At 34.2% G+C, this 21,620-nt stretch carries 21 protein-coding genes; 20 read left to right on the top strand and 1 reads right to left on the bottom strand.

Annotation, left to right across the window (positions count from 1 at the left end; genetic code table 11):
• The first annotated feature begins 43 nt into the window (after positions 1-43).
• The 9 genes from AC2UOP_RS04930 to AC2UOP_RS04890 all read left to right on the top strand — a co-directional run bounded on the left by AC2UOP_RS04930 (position 44) and on the right by AC2UOP_RS04890 (position 11,461).
• The gene (locus AC2UOP_RS04930) at positions 44-862 is read left to right on the top strand and encodes a hypothetical protein (RefSeq protein ID WP_484832844.1); all 819 of its coding nucleotides are present in this window, start codon (positions 44-46) and stop codon (positions 860-862) included.
• Positions 855-1,250 carry an HIRAN domain-containing protein gene (locus AC2UOP_RS04925; RefSeq protein WP_106018239.1) on the top strand — a complete coding sequence of 132 codons (396 nt, stop codon included), beginning with the start codon at positions 855-857 and terminating at the stop codon, positions 1,248-1,250. The genes AC2UOP_RS04930 and AC2UOP_RS04925 overlap by 8 nt, the downstream gene beginning before the upstream one ends.
• Before the next feature lie 25 nt (positions 1,251-1,275).
• The gene (locus AC2UOP_RS04920) at positions 1,276-1,767 is read left to right on the top strand and encodes a methyltransferase family protein (RefSeq protein ID WP_484832843.1); all 492 of its coding nucleotides are present in this window, start codon (positions 1,276-1,278) and stop codon (positions 1,765-1,767) included.
• 256 nt (positions 1,768-2,023) lie between these two features.
• On the top strand, positions 2,024-2,557 hold the full coding sequence (locus tag AC2UOP_RS04915) for a cysteine hydrolase family protein (RefSeq protein ID WP_484832842.1): 534 nt from the start codon (positions 2,024-2,026) through the stop codon (positions 2,555-2,557).
• Between the two features lie 61 nt (positions 2,558-2,618).
• Positions 2,619-3,986, top strand: a complete 1,368-nt coding sequence (locus tag AC2UOP_RS04910) for an S-layer homology domain-containing protein (protein WP_484832841.1) — start codon at positions 2,619-2,621, stop codon at positions 3,984-3,986.
• A gap of 140 nt (positions 3,987-4,126) precedes the next feature.
• Positions 4,127-5,338: an AlbA family DNA-binding domain-containing protein gene (locus AC2UOP_RS04905; RefSeq protein WP_484832840.1), complete on the top strand. Its 1,212-nt coding sequence runs from the start codon at positions 4,127-4,129 to the stop codon at positions 5,336-5,338.
• A gap of 151 nt (positions 5,339-5,489) precedes the next feature.
• Positions 5,490-6,527 (top strand): hypothetical protein, encoded by a 1,038-nt coding sequence (locus AC2UOP_RS04900; RefSeq protein WP_484832839.1) that lies wholly within the window; start codon positions 5,490-5,492, stop codon positions 6,525-6,527.
• 18 nt (positions 6,528-6,545) lie between these two features.
• On the top strand, positions 6,546-8,486 hold the full coding sequence (locus AC2UOP_RS04895) for a site-specific DNA-methyltransferase (RefSeq protein ID WP_484832838.1): 1,941 nt from the start codon (positions 6,546-6,548) through the stop codon (positions 8,484-8,486).
• Between the two features lie 2 nt (positions 8,487-8,488).
• Positions 8,489-11,461, top strand: coding sequence for a type III restriction-modification system endonuclease (locus AC2UOP_RS04890; protein WP_484832837.1), 2,973 nt, complete (start codon positions 8,489-8,491; stop codon positions 11,459-11,461).
• A 65-nt stretch (positions 11,462-11,526) separates the two neighbouring features.
• Here the strand turns inward: AC2UOP_RS04890 and AC2UOP_RS04885 are convergent, their stop codons facing one another.
• Positions 11,527-12,213: a phosphoribosylaminoimidazolesuccinocarboxamide synthase gene (locus tag AC2UOP_RS04885; RefSeq protein ID WP_484832836.1), complete on the bottom strand. Its 687-nt coding sequence runs from the start codon at positions 12,211-12,213 to the stop codon at positions 11,527-11,529.
• A gap of 181 nt (positions 12,214-12,394) precedes the next feature.
• Here AC2UOP_RS04885 and AC2UOP_RS04880 point away from each other — a divergent pair, with 181 nt between their 5' ends.
• From AC2UOP_RS04880 to AC2UOP_RS04830, 11 genes are all read left to right on the top strand, one after another.
• Positions 12,395-13,333 carry an ABC transporter ATP-binding protein gene (locus AC2UOP_RS04880; RefSeq protein WP_484832835.1) on the top strand — a complete coding sequence of 313 codons (939 nt, stop codon included), beginning with the start codon at positions 12,395-12,397 and terminating at the stop codon, positions 13,331-13,333.
• A 55-nt stretch (positions 13,334-13,388) separates the two neighbouring features.
• Positions 13,389-14,432, top strand: a complete 1,044-nt coding sequence (locus AC2UOP_RS04875; protein ID WP_484832834.1) for an ABC transporter permease — start codon at positions 13,389-13,391, stop codon at positions 14,430-14,432.
• Positions 14,419-15,528, top strand: coding sequence for an ABC transporter permease (locus AC2UOP_RS04870; RefSeq protein WP_484832833.1), 1,110 nt, complete (start codon positions 14,419-14,421; stop codon positions 15,526-15,528). The genes AC2UOP_RS04875 and AC2UOP_RS04870 overlap by 14 nt, the downstream gene beginning before the upstream one ends.
• 258 nt (positions 15,529-15,786) lie before the next feature.
• A complete protein-coding gene (locus AC2UOP_RS04865) occupies positions 15,787-16,443 on the top strand; it encodes an SIMPL domain-containing protein (RefSeq protein WP_484832832.1) in 657 nt (218 codons plus the stop codon).
• On the top strand, positions 16,443-16,844 hold the full coding sequence (locus AC2UOP_RS04860) for a GNAT family N-acetyltransferase (RefSeq protein ID WP_484832831.1): 402 nt from the start codon (positions 16,443-16,445) through the stop codon (positions 16,842-16,844). Before AC2UOP_RS04865 ends, AC2UOP_RS04860 begins: the two co-directional genes overlap by 1 nt.
• 4 nt (positions 16,845-16,848) lie before the next feature.
• Positions 16,849-17,109: a hypothetical protein gene (locus AC2UOP_RS04855; RefSeq protein ID WP_480019605.1), complete on the top strand. Its 261-nt coding sequence runs from the start codon at positions 16,849-16,851 to the stop codon at positions 17,107-17,109.
• A 201-nt stretch (positions 17,110-17,310) separates the two neighbouring features.
• Entirely contained in the window at positions 17,311-18,435 is a 1,125-nt protein-coding gene (locus AC2UOP_RS04850; protein ID WP_085839695.1) for an acyl-CoA dehydrogenase family protein, read from the top strand.
• A gap of 8 nt (positions 18,436-18,443) precedes the next feature.
• The gene (locus AC2UOP_RS04845; RefSeq protein WP_480021538.1) at positions 18,444-19,268 is read left to right on the top strand and encodes a phosphate/phosphite/phosphonate ABC transporter substrate-binding protein; all 825 of its coding nucleotides are present in this window, start codon (positions 18,444-18,446) and stop codon (positions 19,266-19,268) included.
• The gene (locus AC2UOP_RS04840) at positions 19,261-20,433 is read left to right on the top strand and encodes a hypothetical protein (protein ID WP_484832830.1); all 1,173 of its coding nucleotides are present in this window, start codon (positions 19,261-19,263) and stop codon (positions 20,431-20,433) included. The genes AC2UOP_RS04845 and AC2UOP_RS04840 overlap by 8 nt, the downstream gene beginning before the upstream one ends.
• Positions 20,426-20,914 carry an OsmC family protein gene (locus tag AC2UOP_RS04835; protein ID WP_484832829.1) on the top strand — a complete coding sequence of 163 codons (489 nt, stop codon included), beginning with the start codon at positions 20,426-20,428 and terminating at the stop codon, positions 20,912-20,914. Before AC2UOP_RS04840 ends, AC2UOP_RS04835 begins: the two co-directional genes overlap by 8 nt.
• A 141-nt stretch (positions 20,915-21,055) precedes the next feature.
• On the top strand, positions 21,056-21,388 hold the full coding sequence (locus AC2UOP_RS04830; RefSeq protein WP_106018220.1) for a carboxymuconolactone decarboxylase family protein: 333 nt from the start codon (positions 21,056-21,058) through the stop codon (positions 21,386-21,388).
• Positions 21,389-21,620 lie beyond the last annotated feature (232 nt).

The following is a 21,620-nucleotide window of genomic DNA, read 5'->3' as shown; positions in this document are numbered from 1 at the left end:
AAATTATTATCTCTAGTGATATAATTAACTAAAGAGGTGGACTATGGCGGATATTATGGAGTTCAAGGGCAAAATTGAACTAAAAGATGATATAAAGGCGCTTAGAGAGGAGCTTGTAAGTCTCGTTGAGGAGCGCGACAATTTAATATACACGGCTTGTCCAAACATCAAGATGAGGTACATGCTTGAGGCTGGCTATCTTGAATACAAACTTTATGAATTAAGCCTTAATTATCAAAGACTAAAAAGAAAGAAAGAGCTCATTCAGGCGAAGGTCTATAGAGATGAAAAAGTCAGTGTTATAGAGATAGACGAGATACTTGACAAAGAGTTTGAAAAATATAAGGAAGATCTTGAAGAAAAGCTAAACGAAGTGAACGAGTCAATCAAGAGAAGCGAGGGCGAATTTTTATCTGATGTCGAGAGCGAAGACCTTAAGGATATGTATAGAAAAGTCGTTAAAAAGCTCCATCCAGATCTTAATCCAGAAGTAACTGAGGCTGAGAAAGAACTTTTTGTGAGAGCGGTCGAAGCGTATAAAGCGGGTGACGTCGCTAGCATGAAGCTTATCTATGTAGTTTCTGGAGCTGATGAAGAGAAAAAAGATGACGATACTAAGCTAAAAACTGTCTTGGATATGGCTGAGGAAAAGGCTCGTCTTGAAAAGCTTATTGAAAATATTAAAAAGAACATGGATGAGATCAAGAGCCGCTTCCCATATACGCTTAAGATTTATCTTGATGATGATGCTCTTATGAAGAAAAAACAGGATGAGCTAAGTCAATCGATAAAAGATTATGAAAATGCAATAAAGGATTTAGAAGAAGCTATAGCAAAACTATTGGAGGAGAAAGATGAGTGATTTAGTTAAAAAAGATGATGGCGGCGGCCTTTTAGGTGTACTGCATGGCACTGGCGGTCTTGTGGTGCCAAAACCATTCGAGCGCGAAATATATCTATTTACCACGCATGTCGCAGGAACAACACACGTTGACAATATTTTCGATATAGAAAAGCATTTGAATATTGACGATAAATTATTATTTTTCAGAGAAGACAATCCTCATGATGAAAAGGCCATACGCGTAGAAACACTTCAAAAGGAAAAGATTGGTTATGTACCAAGAGGCGATAACGCAGTATTCTCAAGGCTTATGGACGCTGGCAAAGAGCTTTACGCAAGGATTAAGGATAAAGAGACCGTTGATGAATGGCTTAGGATTGAGATGGACATATATTTAAAAGACTAGCATACATAAAATAAGGAGGATTAAAATGAAAGATACAGAAAAAAGTATGCCAGTTTTTGGCGTTGGACCGATTTTTGTGATAACAACAGTTTTAGTCACTGTTATCTCAGTCGTTTTGAATAGAAGAGGCGCACTTGTCAATGGCAAAATCACAGGCGAAACATGGATCTTCACTGCACTTGAGATAATTTTTATAGCGCTAGGCGCATATCTATGGTTAGCCTCAGTCATCGGTTCAAAAATAAATAAAAATGCAAAAGAGGGTAAACTCATTACAACTGGGGTCTATGGCATAGTCAGAAACCCAGTTTATTCAGCATTTCTAGCCATATCCACAGGAGTAATCATAGGCGAGAGAAATGCAGCACTCTTTGTAGTGCCACTAGTTTTATGGATATTTTTAACAATACTTATGAAAAATACAGAGGAGAAGTGGCTTTATCAAAATTTTGGCGATGAATATCTAGCGTATAAAAGAAGTGTCAATAGAGTGATACCTTGGTTTAGGAAGAAATAAAAATGAAAAACGAGTAAATGAAGCGGCACAAAAAATTATAAGTGCAAATTATGACTATATAAGCATATTTGGCGAGATGGCACCTCTTTGGAAAAAAGCTATAGAGAAGTTTAATGATTATAATTTAAAGGTTTTATACGATGAATATAGAAAAGTAAATGAAAATATTTGATTTTAAAACTGGTATCCATTTTTTATAGGTTATAAGGAGTATAACGTTATATAATATAAATAATAAAAGGAGGTTATATCAATTATGAACGCATTAATCGTATTAGATGTACAAAAAGGGGTTTTAAAGAAAAAAGATTTCTCAAACACTTTAAAGAATATTAGATTATTAATAAATGATTTTAAGAGCAAAGGCGATATCGTGCTCTTAACTCAACATTTTTCGGACGACAGCGACAGTCCGTTTTATAAAGCTTCCAGCGATGTAGAATTGCTAGATGAATTTAGAGAAGCTGCTGATTATGTTATACCAAAATCATCATGTAATCCATTTCATAATACAAATCTTCAAGAAATATTTAGCGAAAATAAAGTATCAAAAGTATATATCTGTGGTTTTAACACAGAATATTGCTGCTTGTTTAGCAGTATCCTATCTTCTGATAGAGGTTATGAAACAGTATTTGTAGAGGATGCCTGTGGAACTTTTGGAGATGAGGAAATATATGAGATGCCAGGACTAGATATAAATGATTTTATTGGTTCTATTCTTAATTGGTCAGGAGAAGTAGAAGTATTATATACAGATGAATACTTCAATGGCGTAAGCAATGAATAAATTTACACTAAATAACGATCTTCAAAGAATTAAGAATAGTTGGTATTAGGGGTAAATGACAATGAAAATTAAAAATTTTTTATTTAAAATAGTCTTAGTAATATTTTTGGCAGTAGCATTTAGCAAGAGCTCATACGCAGTAAGCGGTATAAGCCTAAATCAAAAGGAAATAGATGCGATCGTATCAGAGCTTGAAAAAGCGCCTAAACCAGTTCTTGGCTACCACTTTGAATACGGCTCGCACAATATATCCTTTGACAAAACCAAAGATCAATATGCCATCGTTTACATTTCAAATCACGATGCGAGTGGCTTTGTCGGCGTGATAGATACTGAGGAAAAAAGCGTTATAATACCATTTAAGTATAAAGACATATATTTTTTGCCTGAGAATAAACTCCTATTGGCAGAAAAAGATAAGTCCGATATAGATCAAAAGTATTTTATATCAGATATGAAAGGCGCCTTAACGCCTGCACATTTCGATGGCATGGTAAGCGGAGTAGATGAAGCTGGATACATTACACTTTGTAAATATTTAAAAATAAATGCAAAAAACGAACAAAACGTATTGAGCAAAAAAAGCGAGGCGCTTAAAGAAACGCTTGTTCCTAAACTAGCCTTACTTGATGATAAGCAAAATATGGTCCTAGATTTTATTATAGATGAAGTTTGGCCATCAGGAATAGTTTTTGAAGACGACTACGCCATCGTTAAAAGCAAGGCAAGTGAATGGTACGCTGGCTCTCAGTCAACTACAAATAATGCAAAAAGCGGCGTAATCGATAGAAGCGGAAAAGTACTTATACCATTTGAGTATGATAGGATAGAGTATCTAGGCAAAGGCAAATTTGATACTTATAAAAATAATAAAAAATATAGCATCGATTTGAACAAAAGCAAAGAGCAAAAAGCTTGGCAAAAACCATCCGCTTGGGCAGAAAAAGAGATTACGAGAGCTATAGACGAAAGACTAGTTCCTGCAATACTTCAAAATAATTATCGCGATGATATAACGAGAGGCGAGTTTTGCAGCATCGCCGTAAACTTTTACGAGAGCATGACAAAAAAGGAAATTACAGGCAGAGTTAAATTTGACGACAACGTTTTGCTCTCAGTCGAAAAATTAGCCTACGAAGGCATAGTACATGGTCTTGGCAATAATAAATTCAATCCAGATGGCAAAATAAAAAGAGAAGAAGCCGCAGTGATCTTGTCAAAGCTAAGCGAAAAGCTTGGGATGAATTTAGTATCAGGCGATATTAGTTTTTTGGATAGCCAATGCATTTCCACTTGGGCAATAGACGACGTCAAAAAAGTTTATACAGCAAAAATTATGCAAGGAGTAAGCGATAGAAGATTTTCACCAAAAAGCCATTATACAAAAGAGCAGGCAATAGCGACACTGCTAAGAATAAAAGATAAATAGAGGTATTATAGATGCTAAGTTTTGAAACTGGCATCTATTTTTCATTGAATAAATTATCTATATGTAGTATAATATATTTATAAAACAAAAGAAAGGATCGTGCATATGGTATATGAACTTAATGAAGGAGGACGTATATATTGAATTTAGATGATTTAATTGAATTTGAAGAAGAACACACTTGCTTAGACTTTAAAAGTAAAGAATATAACAAGGACAACTGGACAGATTTAATAAAAGATGTTATGTCTATGGCTAACTCTTTAGATTCAAATACTAAAAGAATAATTATAGGGGTCAAGCAAAAACCAGGAGAAGAAAAAGAGTTTTTAGGCGTAGAAGAAATTTCTGATCAAGCAACATTAGAAAATATAATACAGGAGAATATTGAACCAACAATCAATTTTAGATATTTTAAACATTATTTTAAAGGAGTAAACTTAGGAATTATTGAAATAATTGACAATAATGATAGACCTTATATGATGAAAAAAGACTATGGTAAATGTTTAAAACGAGGCGATGCATGGATTAGAAAAGGCTCTAGACAATCAAGGTTGGGAAGACCAGAGCTAGATGAAATTCAAAGGAATAAAAAGAACTTAGTGTTTGATAATAAAATAATCATTGGCTGTGGAGAAGAATTAAAAAAGGAAATAATTATAAAAAAAAGTAAGGCAAAGAGAGAATTATTACCTTCAGTTGTAGAGAAAAAGCACTTAGAAAAATTAGTTAAAAAACTAGACGATAGGTATGGCTCAGGCGATGGTGTGGGCAAATCATATATTACACATTCACCTGAAAGAGGTTTTTTGTTTGGTGAGTTTAATGATGCTGATAAAAGCATAAAGGCTGGAAAAAGTTTTTTTAATCTACCAGTATATGAAACAAAAGAAGAGTTATTAAAAGACATAGAAAATATTAATGATGATTACGAAGAAAGGGATAATTATTATATATTTGAAGAATGTTCATATAAATTTAATTGCATGATATATAATGATGGGCTAGAATTTTTAGAGGATGTAGTAATTGAAATGTTTTTTAACGAAGAAGTATTTTTAGTTTCTGATAAAATTTATGATAAGCCGGATGATTCAAATCCTATTCAGATGAAACAAAACAAACCAAAACATTACTATCCTCAAATTGAAAGGAAGGATGAGTCAGTAGTAGCAATAGCTAGTTATGACAAGATTCGTCATAAAACTTTAACTCAAGTATTTAAAGAAGATTTAAGGATTTTAATTAATCCAGAAGTTAGTCTTAAAGAAACAGAGATAAAATATAGAATAAGTGCAAAAAACTTACCAGACATAGTTGAAGGATCTATTAAAGTTTTGATTTCTTAGCTATTATAAGAACTGAAAAACCATATATTAAACAAAATAATTTGAAAAATATTTGTATAGATGCTAAATTTTAAAAATTGGCATCTATTTTATTAAATAATTGATAGAGTGAAGTTTTATGTGATATAATTAATTTATTGAGGTGCATTAAATGTATGCAAGAGAAAAAACTGTTTCAAGACTAATTTTTTATGATTATTCATCTATTTTATTTTTAATGGAACGTGTAAAGAAAAGGAAAGATATGGGAAATTATATTTTCCCGTTTGTATCAACTTTTGGCTTAGTTATATATGAATCATTAAAACTTATTGATAAAATGGGCGCAAGTGAAAAAATTGGATTTGAACAAAATGAAGAATTTTCAAAGTTTTATGAAAAACTTAGATTAAATACAAAGTTTTATGAAAAAAGCTTATGCGATGTTAACTCCTGCTTAAAAAATAAATATGATTATATGAGCAATTACTTTTACAATCTTGTAGTGAAGTTCCTAAGACCTTTTGGTATACACTATAGATATGGGGTAACATTTTTATTAAAGGATGGTAAAGAGATTCCAGTATCAAATACTATAAATAGTGCTGTGATGCTTCCTAATTTTTCATTAGATGATAATTATATTCAATATCTTGTAAAAAATTTCAAATATGCAGGGGAACTTTTAGCTACATTACTTGGAGAAGATATAGTTAAAAGTAAAAATCTTCTTACTATAGATAAAGATACTAAATTTAGAGACAAAGATTATGGATACTTTAGAAAAAGCAATTTTTCAATAAACTATAATGAAAATTTTATTTTGTTTAATTTAATTTGTAATATAAACTTTATATTGTATGGATTAAATAAACTGATTTTAGAGGATATACCTATTAAGCTTAGGGCTACTTACATACTATATTATTATTTATGTTCAATAAATTCTGCAATAAATAATTATTTTAATTCAACTTTTAATATCGACAATCGATATTCAGATAGAATAGTAAGAAATGCACTAGCACATTACGGCTTATATAATGCGTTAGGCGATGACATTATTGAAGATGATTTATTCGGCGGACTAACTAATAAGTATTTTAATCTTAACTGGATTGACTTACTTAAAGAACTAAATGTTATATTGTTAGATTATAGAGACCAAATTTTGTTTTACTTAGAAAAGAATAAAATACAAATAATTTAATATATTGGGAGGAAATATATGATAGGTAAAAACTTACAAGATAATCTTGATATTAAAGTTAATAGTAAAAAGATGGAGAAACTTAAAGATGATTTTCCTGAATTTTTTACAAAAGAGGGAGATTTTAAGCTTGACTCATTTAAAGACTTTTTAAAAGAGGAAGAAGTGGAGCTAACAAAAGAAGCTTATGAGCTAAATTTCTTAGGCAAATCTTATGCTAAATATCAAAGTTCATTAAACACTGAAACATATATTTCGCCAGATGCTGAGCACAATGAAAAGCCTGAGAACAAAGACAGTGAAAACGTTTATATAGTTGGTGACAATATAGATGCACTAAAACATTTATTGGGTTCATACTCAGGAAAAATCAAATGTATCTATATAGATCCACCATACAATACAGGCTCTGACGGCTTTGTTTATCCTGATAGTTTTAAGTTTACAGCTGAAGAAATTGCTGAAAAGATAGGCATAACAGAAGAAGAGGCAGATAGAATTTTAAATCTTGAAGGAAAAAGTTCTCATGCTGCTTGGTTAACTTTTATGTATCCTAGATTATTATTAGCAAGAGATTTATTAGCTGATGATGGTGTTATTTTTATTAGTATAGATGATAATGAGCAAGCTAATCTAAAGTTAATGTGCGATGAGATATTTGGTGAAGATAAAAAACTTGTTGATGGAGCTGTAATTGTAAAAACTGAGGGAAGAAGATATGGTGGATTTGCAAAAACACATGACTACTTTTTAGGATATGCTAAAAATAAAGAGTCTGTAGAATTGAATGAAATTGATGTGGATGGTAAAAAATTTAAATATTCCGATAAGTATGGCGACTTTAATATTCAAGATTTAAGAAATCAAAATGCAAGTGCTTTCAACTCTGAAAATAGACCAAACTTAAGATATCCATTCTATGTTGATGTTTCAAATACTGATGACAATGGGTTTAGTGATGTTTCGCTGATTCCAATTGATGGATGGGAAGAAGTATATCCCATAGTTACAAATGGCAAAGAAAGTGTATGGAGATGGGGAAGAGGAGAGAATGAAAAAGCACAAAAACAAATTCATAACATATGTGCCAGAAGAGGACCTGATGGTACAATAAGAATTTTCGAAAAAATGAGAACCATTACTGAAAAGCCTAAGACTGTATTAATTAATAAAAATTATTTAACAAATACTGGAACTAAAGAGGTGGACTCTTTAATAGGCAAAGATATTTTTGAATTTCCAAAACCATTAGAATTTATTAAGTTATTTTCTAAAATTGGATCTGATAGACATTCATTAATTCTAGACTTTTTTTCAGGAAGTGCAACGACCGCAGATGCAGTTATGCAGCTTAATGCAGAAGATGGAGGCAATAGAAAATACATCCTTGTTCAATTACCAGAAACAATTCCAACAAATAAACCAGCATACAAAGCAGGCTACAGAACAGTAGATGAAATCGGTAGAGACAGAATAGAAAGAGCAGCTGCAAAGATAAAAGATGAAACAAAAGCAGATATCGACTATGGATATAAACTATTTTACTTAGAAAAACCAAGTGAAAAAACATTATTAGATCTAGAAGAGTTCAAGCCAGAAATAAAACTAGTTTCAGACGATATGATATCAGTTTTTGATAACAAACATGCTAGTGGCAAAGAAAATATCTTAGCTACATGGCTTAACGAAGACGGATATGGTTTGACAAAAGAAGTGCAAGACTACAAATTAGAGAATTATACAGCTCAGCTAATCGAAAAAACACTATACATCATAGACGAAGGACTAGAGTCAGATGATGTAATGAAATTAATTAAGCAAATTGAAGATGATTCACTAGATATAACAAGACTAGTTATATATTCATATTCAGTTAAATTCTCCGTTCTAAACGAACTAAGAAAGAATATAAAAGTTTTGAAGAACAATAAGAACGTAACTTTGATTGAGAGGTTTTAAGCGTGATAGAGTTAACAATACTGCCACATCAAAATGATTTTTTGACGGCTATAAAAAAAGCTTTTGACGGAGTAGCTATTGAAAAATCAAACGATGTGTACGCGAATCCAATTATTGATTTGCAGGATGAAAAAATAAATAATAATATTAATGAGTTATGGAACGGATATGAAGAACTTCCTAGCATTCCTCAAGCGTGGAGAAAGAGTGACGGAGATGACCATTTAGGCTTAGACATAAAGATGGAGACAGGAACAGGAAAAACATATTGCTATACAAGAATGATGTATGAACTAAATCAATTATATGGTTTTCATAAGTTTATAATTCTTGTTCCTACAACTGCAATTAGAGAAGGATCTAAGAGCTTTTTAACTGCTGATTATGCTAAGAGGCATTTTGCTGACCTTTACCCAAATAAAAAGTTATTCTTAACAAGTTTAGAGGCTCAAAAAAATCCTAAAGGCAGAAAACTTTTTCCAGCAGCTGTAGCTGAGTTTGTAAGAGGAACAAGTTTAGAGAAAAATAAGTTTTCAGTATTGCTTATGAATTCTGGTATGCTTTTATCAAAAAGCACTATGGATACTGATTATGATCAAACTGTTATTGGTACATTTACTAAACCATATAAGGCTCTTGAAGCAACAAGACCAGTTGTTATCATTGATGAACCTCATAGATTTAAGAAATCTAATTCAGCATACAAAACACTTATTAAAGAAATTAATCCCCAATGTATAATTAGATTTGGGGCGACATTCCCTGAGATTAAAAATAATGAGATTGATTATAATAATTTAATTTTTAATCTAAATTCAGTCCAAGCGTTTAATCAAAACCTTGTAAAAGGTGTAGAGACATATATGATAGATGCTGAAAAAGAGAATGAAAGCAAACTAAAACTAATGGATTTTAAGAAAAACCCTAAAGTATGTACATTTAGAGATGAGATAAACAAGAAAACTATTGAATTCAAAAAAGGCGAGTCTCTAGCTTCTTTTGGTAATGACTTTTCAGGACTAAGTGTTGATGAAATAGGAAAGCTTGGAGTCGATGAGATTAAGAGCGGCGTCAGATTATCAAATGGTCAAGTTCTTTCTAAGTCTGATATTATATATGGTGGCATATATACAGATACTTATCAAGAGCTCATGCTTAAACAAGCCTTAGTGAATCATTTTGAATCTGAAAAAGAAAATTTTATGAGAAGTAAAAAAATAAAAACGCTTAGTTTATTTTTTATAGACTCTGTTAGTTCATACAGAGATGAAAACGGTGGTAAAGGTAGTTTAAGACTAAAGTTTGAAGATTTACTTAAAAAGCATATAAAACATGAAATAAATAATATTGATAAAGAACTAGATACTAGACAAGATGAAAAATTATTAGAGTACAAAGAATACTTAGAAAGTTCTTTAGAAGATATTAGCAAAACTAATGGCGGTTATTTTAGTCAAGACAATGCATCATCTGATAAGGAAATTCAGGAAGAAATTGATAAAATTCTTAAAGATAAAGATTATTTACTCAATTTTAAGGATGATAAAGGCAAATGGAACACAATGAGATTTATTTTTTCAAAGTGGACTTTAAAAGAAGGCTGGGACAATCCTAATGTCTTTCAAATTGTAAAACTAAGGTCTTCAGGCTCTGAAATTAGCAAACTTCAAGAAGTAGGCAGAGGACTAAGACTACCAGTTGATGAAAAGGGTCAAAGAATTTCTGATGAACAATTTTATTTAAAGTATTTGATTGATTATTCTGAAAAAGATTTTGCAAGCAAACTTTTAGATGAAATAAATTCAGACCAAGCCAACAAGCTTATGAACGTTAAAACTATATTGCCTAAGTTGTCGACTATTATGAGTAAAGACAAAGATGATATTTTCCTTGATATGCTTAGCAAAAAATATATTGATATGGATGGCAATATAAAAACAGAAAAGCTTGATGACTTGTATCAAGACTATCCTGAAGCAATAAATAACTTAAAGCCAAGTAAAATTATTGATGGAAGAAAAAAGAAAAATGTTGTTAATATTAGAAAAGATAAATTTACTTCTATTAGAAAACTTTGGGAAAAAGTAAATCAAAAATACTATATGAAGTTTGAAAGCATTCCAGATCAAGAACTTGTTGATGCCTTATATAAGATATTGAGTTCAGATGTATATAAAGACACTAATATATTGACAAAAACATCAAGGCTTCAATCAGAAAATGGTGCGGTAGTTTTAAAAGATAGAGTAAGTAATTTCTTCACGGTTGATGAAAAATTGACATATTCTGAATTTTTAAAGCAAATGAATAAACAAATTGCGGTACCTGTAAATTTAATTCATCAAGCGCTTTGCAAGTACTATCACGACTATGAACGTATAGATGATAGACTATTTACTAAGGAAAGCATACAAGCTGTTGTAAGTGAGTTTAATACTTGGCTAGATGAAGAACTTATAAAGAAGTTTTCATATAAAGCTCTAGATGTAAATATAAAAGAAACTAGTTTAACTAACTATAAAGGCGAAGTGGTAGACAGTATATCTCAAGGACTATTAGGCTTATATAGAGATGATAATTGTGCCGTGCCTAAAAAATTCATTTATGATGCTGTAGTATACGATAGTCCAAAGGAAAAAGAAACTTTAGTAAAAAGCGATATTGCAGATGTAGTTGTTTTTGGTAAAATACCTCGTAGATCTATACAGATACCACTATTTACTGGAGGAACAACAAGTCCAGATTTTATGTATGTAATAAACAAAAAAGATGGTGAGTCACAAATTAATTTTATTGTAGAGACAAAGGACATGAAAGATGAAAAGTCTCTTAGAAGTGAAGAAGATTTAAGAATAAGATCAGCTGAAAAGTTCTTTGAGACTATGAAAGAGGATGGAGTAAACGTTGTATTTAAGAAGCAATTAAAAAATGATGATATTGTTTCTATGATTAGTAGTATAGTTAAAGAAAATTAAATAACCCACACAAAAAAGGCTACCTTTATGGCAGCCTTTTTCTTATCTCTTCAATTCAACTCAATCTATTTAACGTCTTCTAGCAATATCTTTTCCAATTTAAGTGGTTCTACGTACTCGTCTCCTTTATATGCACGCATATTGCCGCCTGATATTTCATCTATCAAAGCGACTTTACCATCGACCATGCCGAACTCGAATTTTATGTCGTATAGCTCTAGGTCTTTCTTTGCAAGCTCTTCTTTTACGAACTCGCCTATCTTTTTAGCAAGGCCAACAAGCTCGTCGTACTCAGCTCCTGTCATTATGCCTAGTATCTCTAGTGCGTCTTTTGTAATTAGTGGGTCGTTCCTGTCGTCATCTTTTAGTGTGATTTCAACGTATGAAGGTAGTTTCATGCCGCTTTCTGCGTATTGGCCGTAGCGTCTAATGAAGGAGCCAACTGCTCTGTATCTCACGATGACTTCAACGCCGTTACCAAAAACTTTTGCTTTTCTAACTACTGCTTCGTTTTTATCTGGATCTGCTGAAACGAAGTGTGTGTTTAGTCCTTTTTCGTTTAATTTTTCATAAAAGAACTTTGTTAGTAGGCAAGCACTGTGTCCTGCGCCTTCCATTGTCAAGCCGACTTGGTTTTGGCCTGGGTCGAACACGCCGTCTTTGCCTGTTACGTCGTCTTTAAATTTTAATAAAACTTCTTTGTCGTTTAGTTCGTAAACGTCTTTTGTTTTTCCTTGGTATATTTTTTTCAAAACTATTACCCCCAATCTTGCCTATATTGTATGACTTATATCTGATATTGTCAAGTGATATGGGCCTCTTTATGATAATATTATTCGTCTTAGACATATTTACATGCATTTTACATAATTTTTATTACATCTTAATGGTTTTAGTGATATAATTATAGTAATGGTAATATAGGAGGTAATTATGGATACTGTTATAGAGGTTAGGGGTCTTGTTAAAAAATACAAGGAGCTCACTGCTGTGGACAATTTGGATTTGGACGTGAAAAAGGGCGAGATACTTGGTCTTCTTGGTCCCAATGGTAGTGGTAAATCAACTACCATAAACTGCATTTTGTCTCTTCTTAAGAAGGATGCGGGCACTGTGAAGATTTTTGGCGAGGAGATGAGCGCTGATGCATACGATATCAAGAGAAGGATAGGCGTTGTTTTTCAAGATGTGGCTGTTTATGATGAGCTAAGTGTTTACGAGAACATCGACTACTTTTGCGGTCTATACATTATTGATAAGGCTGAGAGGAAGGCGCTTGTACAAAGGGCGATTGACCTTGTTAGTCTTAATGATTTTGTAAAATTTAAGCCTAAAAAGCTATCTGGCGGTCTACTAAGAAGACTTAATATTGCTTGCGGCATTGCTCACAGACCTGAGATTATCATTCTTGACGAGCCGACTGTTGCTGTCGACCCTCAATCAAGAAACAATATTTTGGAAGGGATCAAAAAGCTTAACGATGAGGGCTCGACCATCATTTACACTTCGCACTATATGGACGAGGTTGACTTTTTGTGTGATGATATAGTCATAATTGACAAGGGCAAGGTCATCGCAAAGGGCACTTCTGAGGAGCTTAAGGACATGATCACTATGAATGAAAAGATTAGCTTTACATCGAAGGAACTTAATGAGGATCTTATTACAAAGATTAAGGCTCTTGATAATTTGCTTAGTTATGAGAATAAGGACGGTTCTGTCAAACTAAGCTTTTCTCATGGTGATGGCTACTTAATGAATTTAATCAAGCTTCTTGATGAGAACAAAATTCACTACAGCTCTCTAAATGTTGAAAAGCCAAGTCTTAATGACGTTTTCTTGGAATTAACTGGCAAAGATTTGAGGGATTAGTATGTGGCTGCACTCATTTAAAAATACATTTAGATACCTTTTAAGGCAGAGGGCAATGTTATTTTGGGCTTTAATATTTCCTATAGTTCTAGGAGTATTCTTTAAGCTTGCCTTTGGCAATATCACTGAGATGGATAAGTTCAAGACCATAGACGTGGCTGTGAATGAAAACCTTATGAAGGATGAGAATTTTAAACGTTTTATGAAGGAGATGGAGGACGAGGAATATTTCCATGTGACTGAAGCGAAAGACAAGGATGTTTTAGACGAAAAAGATGCTCCTAAGGCCTACATCGAATCAATGGACAAGATTTATACGAAGAAGTCGGGCATATCTGAGACCATGGTTGAGACCATAATGAACGTTTACTCACAAAAGTTCTCTATGATAGCTAGGATAATGCAAAAGGATCCGACTACTGATTTAAGTAAAATTGTGGGTGTGGATGATCATATAAAAGATGTTTCGCGTAAAAATATGGATATGACAAACACTTTTTTCTACACGCTACTTGGTATGACGGCAATATATGGCTACATGTGGGGTATGTTTGTCATTTATCAATACGAAGCAAATCTATCGACTAATGCGAAGCGTAATGCGATTTCGCCAACAAAGAAGAGCACTATGCTATCGGCATCGCTTTTGGTCAGCTGGATTATTAACTTCGTTATAATATTGATATTTATTATTTATTTAAAATATGGTCTCGGCATTGACTTTGGTGGTAGAGCCCTTCCACTTATTGTGCTTAGCGCACTAGCGTCACTAAGTGGTGTTGCCTTTGGCGTCTTGCTTGGCGTTTCAAATAAGGCAAGTTTAGACACGAAGATTGGTTTAGGCATCGCCATAACTATGCTTATGTCGTTTTTAGCTGGTATGATGGTATCGGACTTAAAGATAATTATCGCTGAGAAGGCACCCATCATCAACAAGTTAAATCCAGTTGCAATAGTGACTGATGCGGTTTATTCGTTATACTACTACGATTCGATGGCAAGGTTTAATTGGGATATGATTAATCTAGCTTTGATTACTTTGTTATTCGTAGTGGCTTCACTATTTTTCATGAGAGGTAAAGAGTATGAAAGTCTTTAAAAATTATTTCAAAATAGTATGGGCTCACAAGACAGCCATAATTCTTTATACGATTATTTTTGCCGTCATAATGAGTTTTAGTACAAAGGGTACAAAAGAGGCCTCTTATAAAAGTATTGATGTAAGAATATATTTAAAAGATAACGCTAACACAAGCCTTTCTAAAGCACTTTGTGATTATTTAAATACTAACGCAAAACCTATAGACATGGACGAGTCTTTGGTAGAAGACAAGCTTTTCTACGCCAACATCAGCTGCGCAATTGAAATACCTAAGGACTTTGATCAAACGAAGAAAGTTTTATATAAGGCGGCACCAGATGAGATGTACGGCATGAGCGTTAAGGAGAAGGTCAATATCTACTTAAGTCAAGTAGCTGCATACGAGGCGGCAGGCTTTAGTGAGGATGATGCCATTAAGTATACTAAAGAAGATTTGGATAAAAAGTTTGATGTTGAGATAAAAGAAGGCAGCGTCGATACCAAGAGAGATAATTCACGCATTTACTTTAACTTCCTAAATTATGTTTTACTCTCACAAGCAATCATGGTTGTAGCGACCATAGTCAAAGTTTATAGGAAAAAGCCTATATTTATGAGAAATCTTGTATCGCCTATGCCAAGAGCGAAGATTAATCTTCAAATGATGCTCGGTCACATCGTTACAGGTCTATTCTTATGGCTATTTTATATGGTACTTTTCGTGCTTATGTATAAGTACGACTTTACTAAGACGCACATCAATCTTATGATGCTTAACTCATTTATATTTACGATTACAGTAGTAGCCATGTCGGTGATGATAGCAAATCTAATTAAGAGCGAAAATGCCATCTCAGGCGTGATGAATGTAGTTTCACTCGGCTCGTCATTCTTGTGCGGTGCCTTTGCTCCGCAAGAGCTGCTTGGTGATACAGCCTTGACATTAGGAAGAGTCTTTCCAGGTTTTTACTACATTCAGAGTAACGACATGCTTATGGAGAAGCCAGAGTTTAGCACTATGCTTCCGAATGTATTAATAATGGTGGGTTTTGCAATTGTATTTATAGTGGTGAGTATAGTGGCGAAACCAAAAGCAAATGACAATATAAACTAGTTTTAAAAATATTTTATAATAGCGTTCACAAATTTTTCTTAGTGAGCGCTATTATTTTGGGTATAATTAAATATAGGTATATTTATGTTAAAATTAATTTATGATTAAAAACTTTTGCAGAGTAATTGGATGGATGGGACGAAGTGGAGCTTTGAGGTAAGCGGAGTGTACATACAAGTACTCGAGCATTGCCGAAAAGCGAACGAGTTTTAGCCGCCAATTGAATGCAAAAGGATATATTAATGGAGGGGAAAATACATGGGACAATTAAGAGTAACAGGAAAAGGAATATTATCATTAAAGCCGGATACTATAGTCGTAAAATTTACTTCTAGTGCAGTTTATGATGATTATGCAGAAGCTATTGCCATGGCGAGCGAGGCGACTAAGGACTTAAAGGCTGTCATAGCAAAGGCTGGCATCGATAGCGAGCTTCTTAAGACTAGAAATCTTGAAGTAAGTCCAAAGTACAAATCTTATTATGACGACAAAGACCATATGCATCAAAAGTTTATCGGCTACGAGTACACTCATAGCTCACATATCAAGATTGATAATGACAATAAAGTCCTAGGTAGGCTTTTGTATGAGGTGAGCACATCGCCTCTTGATGTGGAATTCGATATAAGCTACACTGTTAAGGACATTGAGAAGGCTAAGAATGATTTACTTAGAGAAGCTGTTAAAGACGCGAAGATGAAGGCTGAAGTCCTTAGCGAGGCGGCAGGTGTTAAGCTTAAGGGGATTGTGGACATTAACTACTCTTGGGGCGAAATTGAGATATATTCGCACCCAATAAGTTTTGAGGCCTGCGAGTGTAAAAGTGCGCAGATATCTAACTCATTCGATATAGACATAGATGCTGATGATATCGATGTCAATGACTCAGTAACAGTAGTTTGGGAAGTGGAATAGTGAAGCTAATAGAAATAGATGAAAGCTATTTATCACAAATAAAGGCTCTTTACGAAGAATCGGGCTGGAGCTCATATTTGGGTAATGATGAAAAACTTAAAAATGCTATAAAAAATTCTTTGCTAACGCTTGCGTATATGGATGGAGGCGAGCTTCTAGGCTTTGTAAGATGCGTAGGAGACGCTGAACACGTGGTTTTAGTGCAAGATCTTATCGTTAAGAAGAATTATAGACGCAAGGGTCTAGCGAAAAAGCTTATGAAAGAAGTTTTCGAAAAGTACAAGGACGTTCGCTGGATACAAGTTAATACCGATGGCGAAGATGAAGTTGCCAATGCGTTTTACAAGGCCATCGGCATGAAAGACATCAGTGAAGCTGGCGTAGTGAGCTACTTTATATAAAAAAATGACTATAATACTAGAAATTTTATACTTCATAAGCCTTTTCACATTTAAATTTGGCTCAGATAGTAATCTTATGTTTATCATACCATTAATATTGTTTAGCATATTGGGTCTAGCTGAATTTATTTTATGGGCAAGAAAAAAATTTGATCAAAATGACAAGACAAGCAAAATAAAACTTGTTTTTTATCTCTCAGCGACCATGCTAATGATATTCGTAAATGTAACAGTTTTGGCAATGATATTTAATCTAAGAGCTTAAATATTTTTAGGGTTAGACCAGTGGTCTAGCTCTTTTTTTATACAGCTTATATAATTTTAAAATATCAGAGAAAAATATATATAAAAAAATCTTATACAAACGGCTGAAACTATTGAAAAATCTTATTTGTAATGAACTCAATCTTGTGCTATACTTAAATCGATAGTGATATCGATACAATCACGAAAGGGAGGGTTTATTATGAATTCATTTGAAAGAGCAAGGGAATTTGCTAAAAAATACATTGATCCCGTTGCTAAACAATTAGACGAAGAAGCAAAATTTCCAAAGGAAATTTTTGATAAACTAGGAGAAGAAGGTTTCTTTAAGATAATGATACCTAAGGAAATGGGCGGTGAAGGCGGTACTATAAAGGACCACTCACAAATCTGTATGGCATTAGCTGAAAGCTGCGCATCTGTTGGTTTATGCTATATGATGCATAACGTAGCACTTATGTGTATCTTAGCTAATGGCAATGATGAGCTTAAAAACAAGATTGTTAAAGAAATTCTTGAAGATAAAAAATTATGTGCACTTGCATACAGCGAATTTGGCACAGGAACTCACTTCTACATGCCAGAGATGGGTATTGAACACAAAGAAAACTCTTGTGTATTAAACGGATCTAAGTCAATGGTTACTTCGGCTGAATACGCTAGCTACTACTTAGTATTAGTGCCTTCTAAAAAAGAAGGGGAAATCGATAACTGGGTAGTTCCTATAGATAAAAAAGGCGTTCATTTTGAAATGAAAGCTTGGAACGGTATGGGTATGAGAAGCAACGCATCTTGTCCAATGCTTCTTAAGGACGTTGAACTAGAAAATATGTATAGAATTGGCGAATGGGGTAGCGGTCAAGCACAAGTATTCTCAGTTGTTGCACCATACTTCATCTTAGGTCTAGCAAGTGTTTACTCAGGTCTAGGCAAAGCCATCTCTACAGCAGCTAACGAACACGCTATGAAGAGAAAATACCCTACAGGTCAATCTCTTGCAAATATTGAAACAGTTCAAATACACTTAGCTAAGATTTACAACAGAACTCACGCAGCAGAAGCATTTACAAAGCTTGCAGCTGAAAAGGCTGAAAGAGGAGACGCTGATGCAGTTGTTGACATCATCGCAGCTAGAGTTAACGCAAGTGAAGCAGCTATTGAGACATCTATCGATGCAATGAGAGTTGCTGGCGGTAAGGGCTATAACAAACAAAACCCTATAGAAAAATACATGAGAGACGCATACGCAAGTCAAATCATGGCACCATCAGTAGACGTGCTTACAATTTGGCTTGGTAAATTGATCACAGATCAACCAATACCATAGGAGGAAAGATGACTGATAAGATAAAAGTTGGAGCAGTTCTTTATGATCCAAAGGTTAGTATCATTTGGGATATGATCCACAAATTTTTTGAAGAAAGAGGCATGGAAGTTGAAGGCGTTTACTTCAAAGACTATGATTTACAAGTAGATGCTGTTGTTAACGGCGATATTGATATCGCTTGGAACTCACCATTAGCTTGGTTACAAACTCAAATCAGGACTCACGGAAAAAGTGAAAATGGTCCTATGAGAGACACAGATAGAGACAGAAAGACTATCTGCTTAGTTAAAAAAGACTCAGGCATTAAGTCTTTTGAAGATCTTAAGGGCAAAAAGATAGGCTTCGGTGCATTTGACAGCCCTCAAGCAAGACTTATACCTATCTATTATTTAAAAACTAAAGGCTTAGAATATGGCAAAGATTATGAAGAAGTTCGTTTCGACAAGGGCGTTGGTCTTAACGGTGACCACGTTGGCGGCGAACTTGACGCTGTGAAAGCACTTGAAGCAGGCGATGTTGACTGCGCTTTCACTATCGATCTAAACTTCAACGCTTGGTCAAAAGACGGTACTATCGATGCAAACGCATTAGAAGTTTTAGGCGAAACACCTCACTTCGATCACTGTATATTCTCAGCTCGCGTAGGCTTCCCATCAGAAGACTTTAAAGCTTGGGCTAAAATTCTTCTTCAAATGGATTACAACGATCCAGAACACAAGAAGATCATGGACCTTGAAGGCCTTACTGAATGGGTTGAAGGCAGAACTACTGGCTTCGAACAAATAACTAATGCCGATAAGTATCTAGACTTCTTCGGCAAGTATCGTGACTAGGGTATTCTCCACTTCACTTATAGGAAGCATGCCAAGAAATGAAGATATATTAAGAGCCCTTAGAAAGAGATCTAAGGGTTCTCTAAGTGAAGAGGATTTTATTAAGACGATAGATGCTGAGGAAGAAGCCGTTGTTCGCATGCAAGAAAAACACGGCATCAGCTACGTCACATCAGGCGAATTATCAAGAGATAACTACGTTTCATTTATATCGACAAAGTTAAATGGTGTTAAAATGATGTCCATGTCTGAGATGCTTGAGTATATCGATGATAAAAAAGCCTTCGAGCAAATACTTTCTATACTTGACGTTCCAGCCATAAGCATAAAGAACGCTATATGCACAGGAAAAGTCTCTCGTAAGACCAATATCGTTTGCGACGAGCTAAAGAGACTAAAGGCAAGAACTGATCACAAGGTAAAAATCACTTTGCCAGGACCTTATCTAGTAACTCGTTCAATGTGGCTATATAACTTATCTAGCAAGGCTTATGGCTCAAAGGAAGAGCTTGGTGAAGACGTTATCAAGATTTATAAGGAAGAGATAGAAGAGCTTCAAAAGATAGGCGTTGACATAATTCAGTTTGATGAACCAGTTTTAACAGAAGTCGTATTTACCGAAGGAAAGCCACGTACCTTCATGTGTGCAGCACTTTCTGAAAAGAAGGATCCGACAGAGGAGCTAAAATTTGCAACTCACTTAATTAAGTCATGCATGAGCCATATCGATAGGACTAAGTCGATGCGCGCACTTCACGTCTGCCGCGGCAATTGGTCCAAAGATGAAAGCATTTTGCTAGAAGGACCATATACACCTTTAATTAAATTATTTGAAGACATAGATACAGACGCGTTATTCCTTGAATTTTCAACAAAGAGAGCGGGCGAGTTAAAAAGTTTATTTGCTTCAGACAAAATTAGAGAAAATTACATTCTAGGTCTTGGCGTTATAAACCCAAGAACTGATGAGATTGAATCGCATGAAGATATGGTCAAGAGAGCCGAAGAAGCACTTGGCTACATCGACAAAGAAAGATTATTCTTAAACCCAGACTGCGGTTTCGCTACTTTTGCAAATAGACCTGTATCAACACTTGAAATAATTGACAAAAAATTAGCAGAGCTTGAAAAAGCAGTTAAAGAATTGAAGGAAAAACATGAGTAGCTACGGTAATTTCAATAGCACGGAAGAGATGAGCCGCTTTGATTTTACTATGAGAGCGACATCGAACGACATCAAAACCGTTAACAGCTACGGCGACATGGCTTTTATATCCACAGACCAAGAGCTGCCATACGATAACGAGAAAAAAGAATTATCGTCGGTGGAGATATTTTTGGCAGGAATTTTGGAGTCGATGATGCTCACAATCATTAGAGAAGCCAAAATTAAGAAGCTTTCACTAGATGAGATTGAAGCAAAGGCAGAAGTAAAGACGACAAACCCACTTCGCACGCTAAAAGTAGTCGGCGTTGATGAAGCGCCGCGCATAGACGAGATTAAAATCAAAGTGTATTATTATATAGATGATATCACAAAAGAAGAAGCTGATAAATTTATGAGAGAAGTTTTGGATATGGATATGGTTTATAGCGGAGTGAAAAAAGGGTTTAACATAAGTATAGAATTTATATATGAACTATAGAAATCAAAATAGTAGGGGTAGATACTCTCTACTATTTTTTTATCTTATAATATACGGCGAAACTATAAATAAATACAATAACAAAGCCATTTGCTAATGGGTAATATATAATTGAAAGAAAATATAATAGGAGGTAATATTATGGATTACAAAAAAGAAAGAGAATTAAACGGAGAATTAAGCAAGGAGCTTATCAATTCATCACCAGAAATCATGAAAGCATTTGGTGATTTACACGCTGTTTACACAAAAGAAAGCGCTGCTACACTCATTGAAAAAGAAATGGTTGCTCTAGGCATCTCAATCACAATCAAGTGCATCCCATGTATGCTAGCTCACATCACAAGCTTTAAAAAAGCAGGCGGTACAAGAGAACAACTTATCGACGTTATCAAAACTTGTATCCTTATGAATGGTGGACCGGGAACTGCGTATGGGGCGAAAGCGTTAGCGATGTATGACGAACTAGACTAAATTTACAGTTAATTTTTGTTAAAATTAGCCCTTGAGCTCGTTCGCGCTCTGGCAATGCTCGACTTATTTCGCATTAAGTTGAGCCCTTTTGCTAGTTTCGAATTTTATGTCGCTGCGGAGTGCGCATTTGCACACCTCACTCCAAAAAATTCTGTACAACGCAAAATCATCTCAACTTCTCTGCAAACTAAGTGTTTGGGCGACTTCGTACAGGCACCTTACTCAATCCATC

The sequence above is a fragment of the Fenollaria sp. genome, from assembly GCF_057222035.1.
This window is presented reverse-complemented; position numbering and strand designations above follow the sequence as displayed.

Excerpts from the sequence above, each read along its gene's own strand:
- AC2UOP_RS04930 (WP_484832844.1), top strand. The coding sequence starts at position 44 with ATGGCGGATATTATGGAGTTCAAGGGCAAAATTGAACTAAAAGATGAT.
- AC2UOP_RS04925 (WP_106018239.1), top strand. The coding sequence starts at position 855 with ATGAGTGATTTAGTTAAAAAAGATGATGGCGGCGGCCTTTTAGGTGTA.
- AC2UOP_RS04920 (WP_484832843.1), top strand. The coding sequence starts at position 1,276 with ATGAAAGATACAGAAAAAAGTATGCCAGTTTTTGGCGTTGGACCGATT.
- AC2UOP_RS04915 (WP_484832842.1), top strand. The coding sequence starts at position 2,024 with ATGAACGCATTAATCGTATTAGATGTACAAAAAGGGGTTTTAAAGAAA.
- AC2UOP_RS04910 (WP_484832841.1), top strand. The coding sequence starts at position 2,619 with ATGAAAATTAAAAATTTTTTATTTAAAATAGTCTTAGTAATATTTTTG.
- AC2UOP_RS04900 (WP_484832839.1), top strand. The coding sequence starts at position 5,490 with ATGTATGCAAGAGAAAAAACTGTTTCAAGACTAATTTTTTATGATTAT.
- AC2UOP_RS04895 (WP_484832838.1), top strand. The coding sequence starts at position 6,546 with ATGATAGGTAAAAACTTACAAGATAATCTTGATATTAAAGTTAATAGT.
- AC2UOP_RS04880 (WP_484832835.1), top strand. The coding sequence starts at position 12,395 with ATGGATACTGTTATAGAGGTTAGGGGTCTTGTTAAAAAATACAAGGAG.
- AC2UOP_RS04875 (WP_484832834.1), top strand. The coding sequence starts at position 13,389 with ATGTTATTTTGGGCTTTAATATTTCCTATAGTTCTAGGAGTATTCTTT.
- AC2UOP_RS04870 (WP_484832833.1), top strand. The coding sequence starts at position 14,419 with ATGAAAGTCTTTAAAAATTATTTCAAAATAGTATGGGCTCACAAGACA.
- AC2UOP_RS04865 (WP_484832832.1), top strand. The coding sequence starts at position 15,787 with ATGGGACAATTAAGAGTAACAGGAAAAGGAATATTATCATTAAAGCCG.
- AC2UOP_RS04855 (WP_480019605.1), top strand. The coding sequence starts at position 16,849 with ATGACTATAATACTAGAAATTTTATACTTCATAAGCCTTTTCACATTT.
- AC2UOP_RS04850 (WP_085839695.1), top strand. The coding sequence starts at position 17,311 with ATGAATTCATTTGAAAGAGCAAGGGAATTTGCTAAAAAATACATTGAT.
- AC2UOP_RS04845 (WP_480021538.1), top strand. The coding sequence starts at position 18,444 with ATGACTGATAAGATAAAAGTTGGAGCAGTTCTTTATGATCCAAAGGTT.
- AC2UOP_RS04835 (WP_484832829.1), top strand. The coding sequence starts at position 20,426 with ATGAGTAGCTACGGTAATTTCAATAGCACGGAAGAGATGAGCCGCTTT.
- AC2UOP_RS04830 (WP_106018220.1), top strand. The coding sequence starts at position 21,056 with ATGGATTACAAAAAAGAAAGAGAATTAAACGGAGAATTAAGCAAGGAG.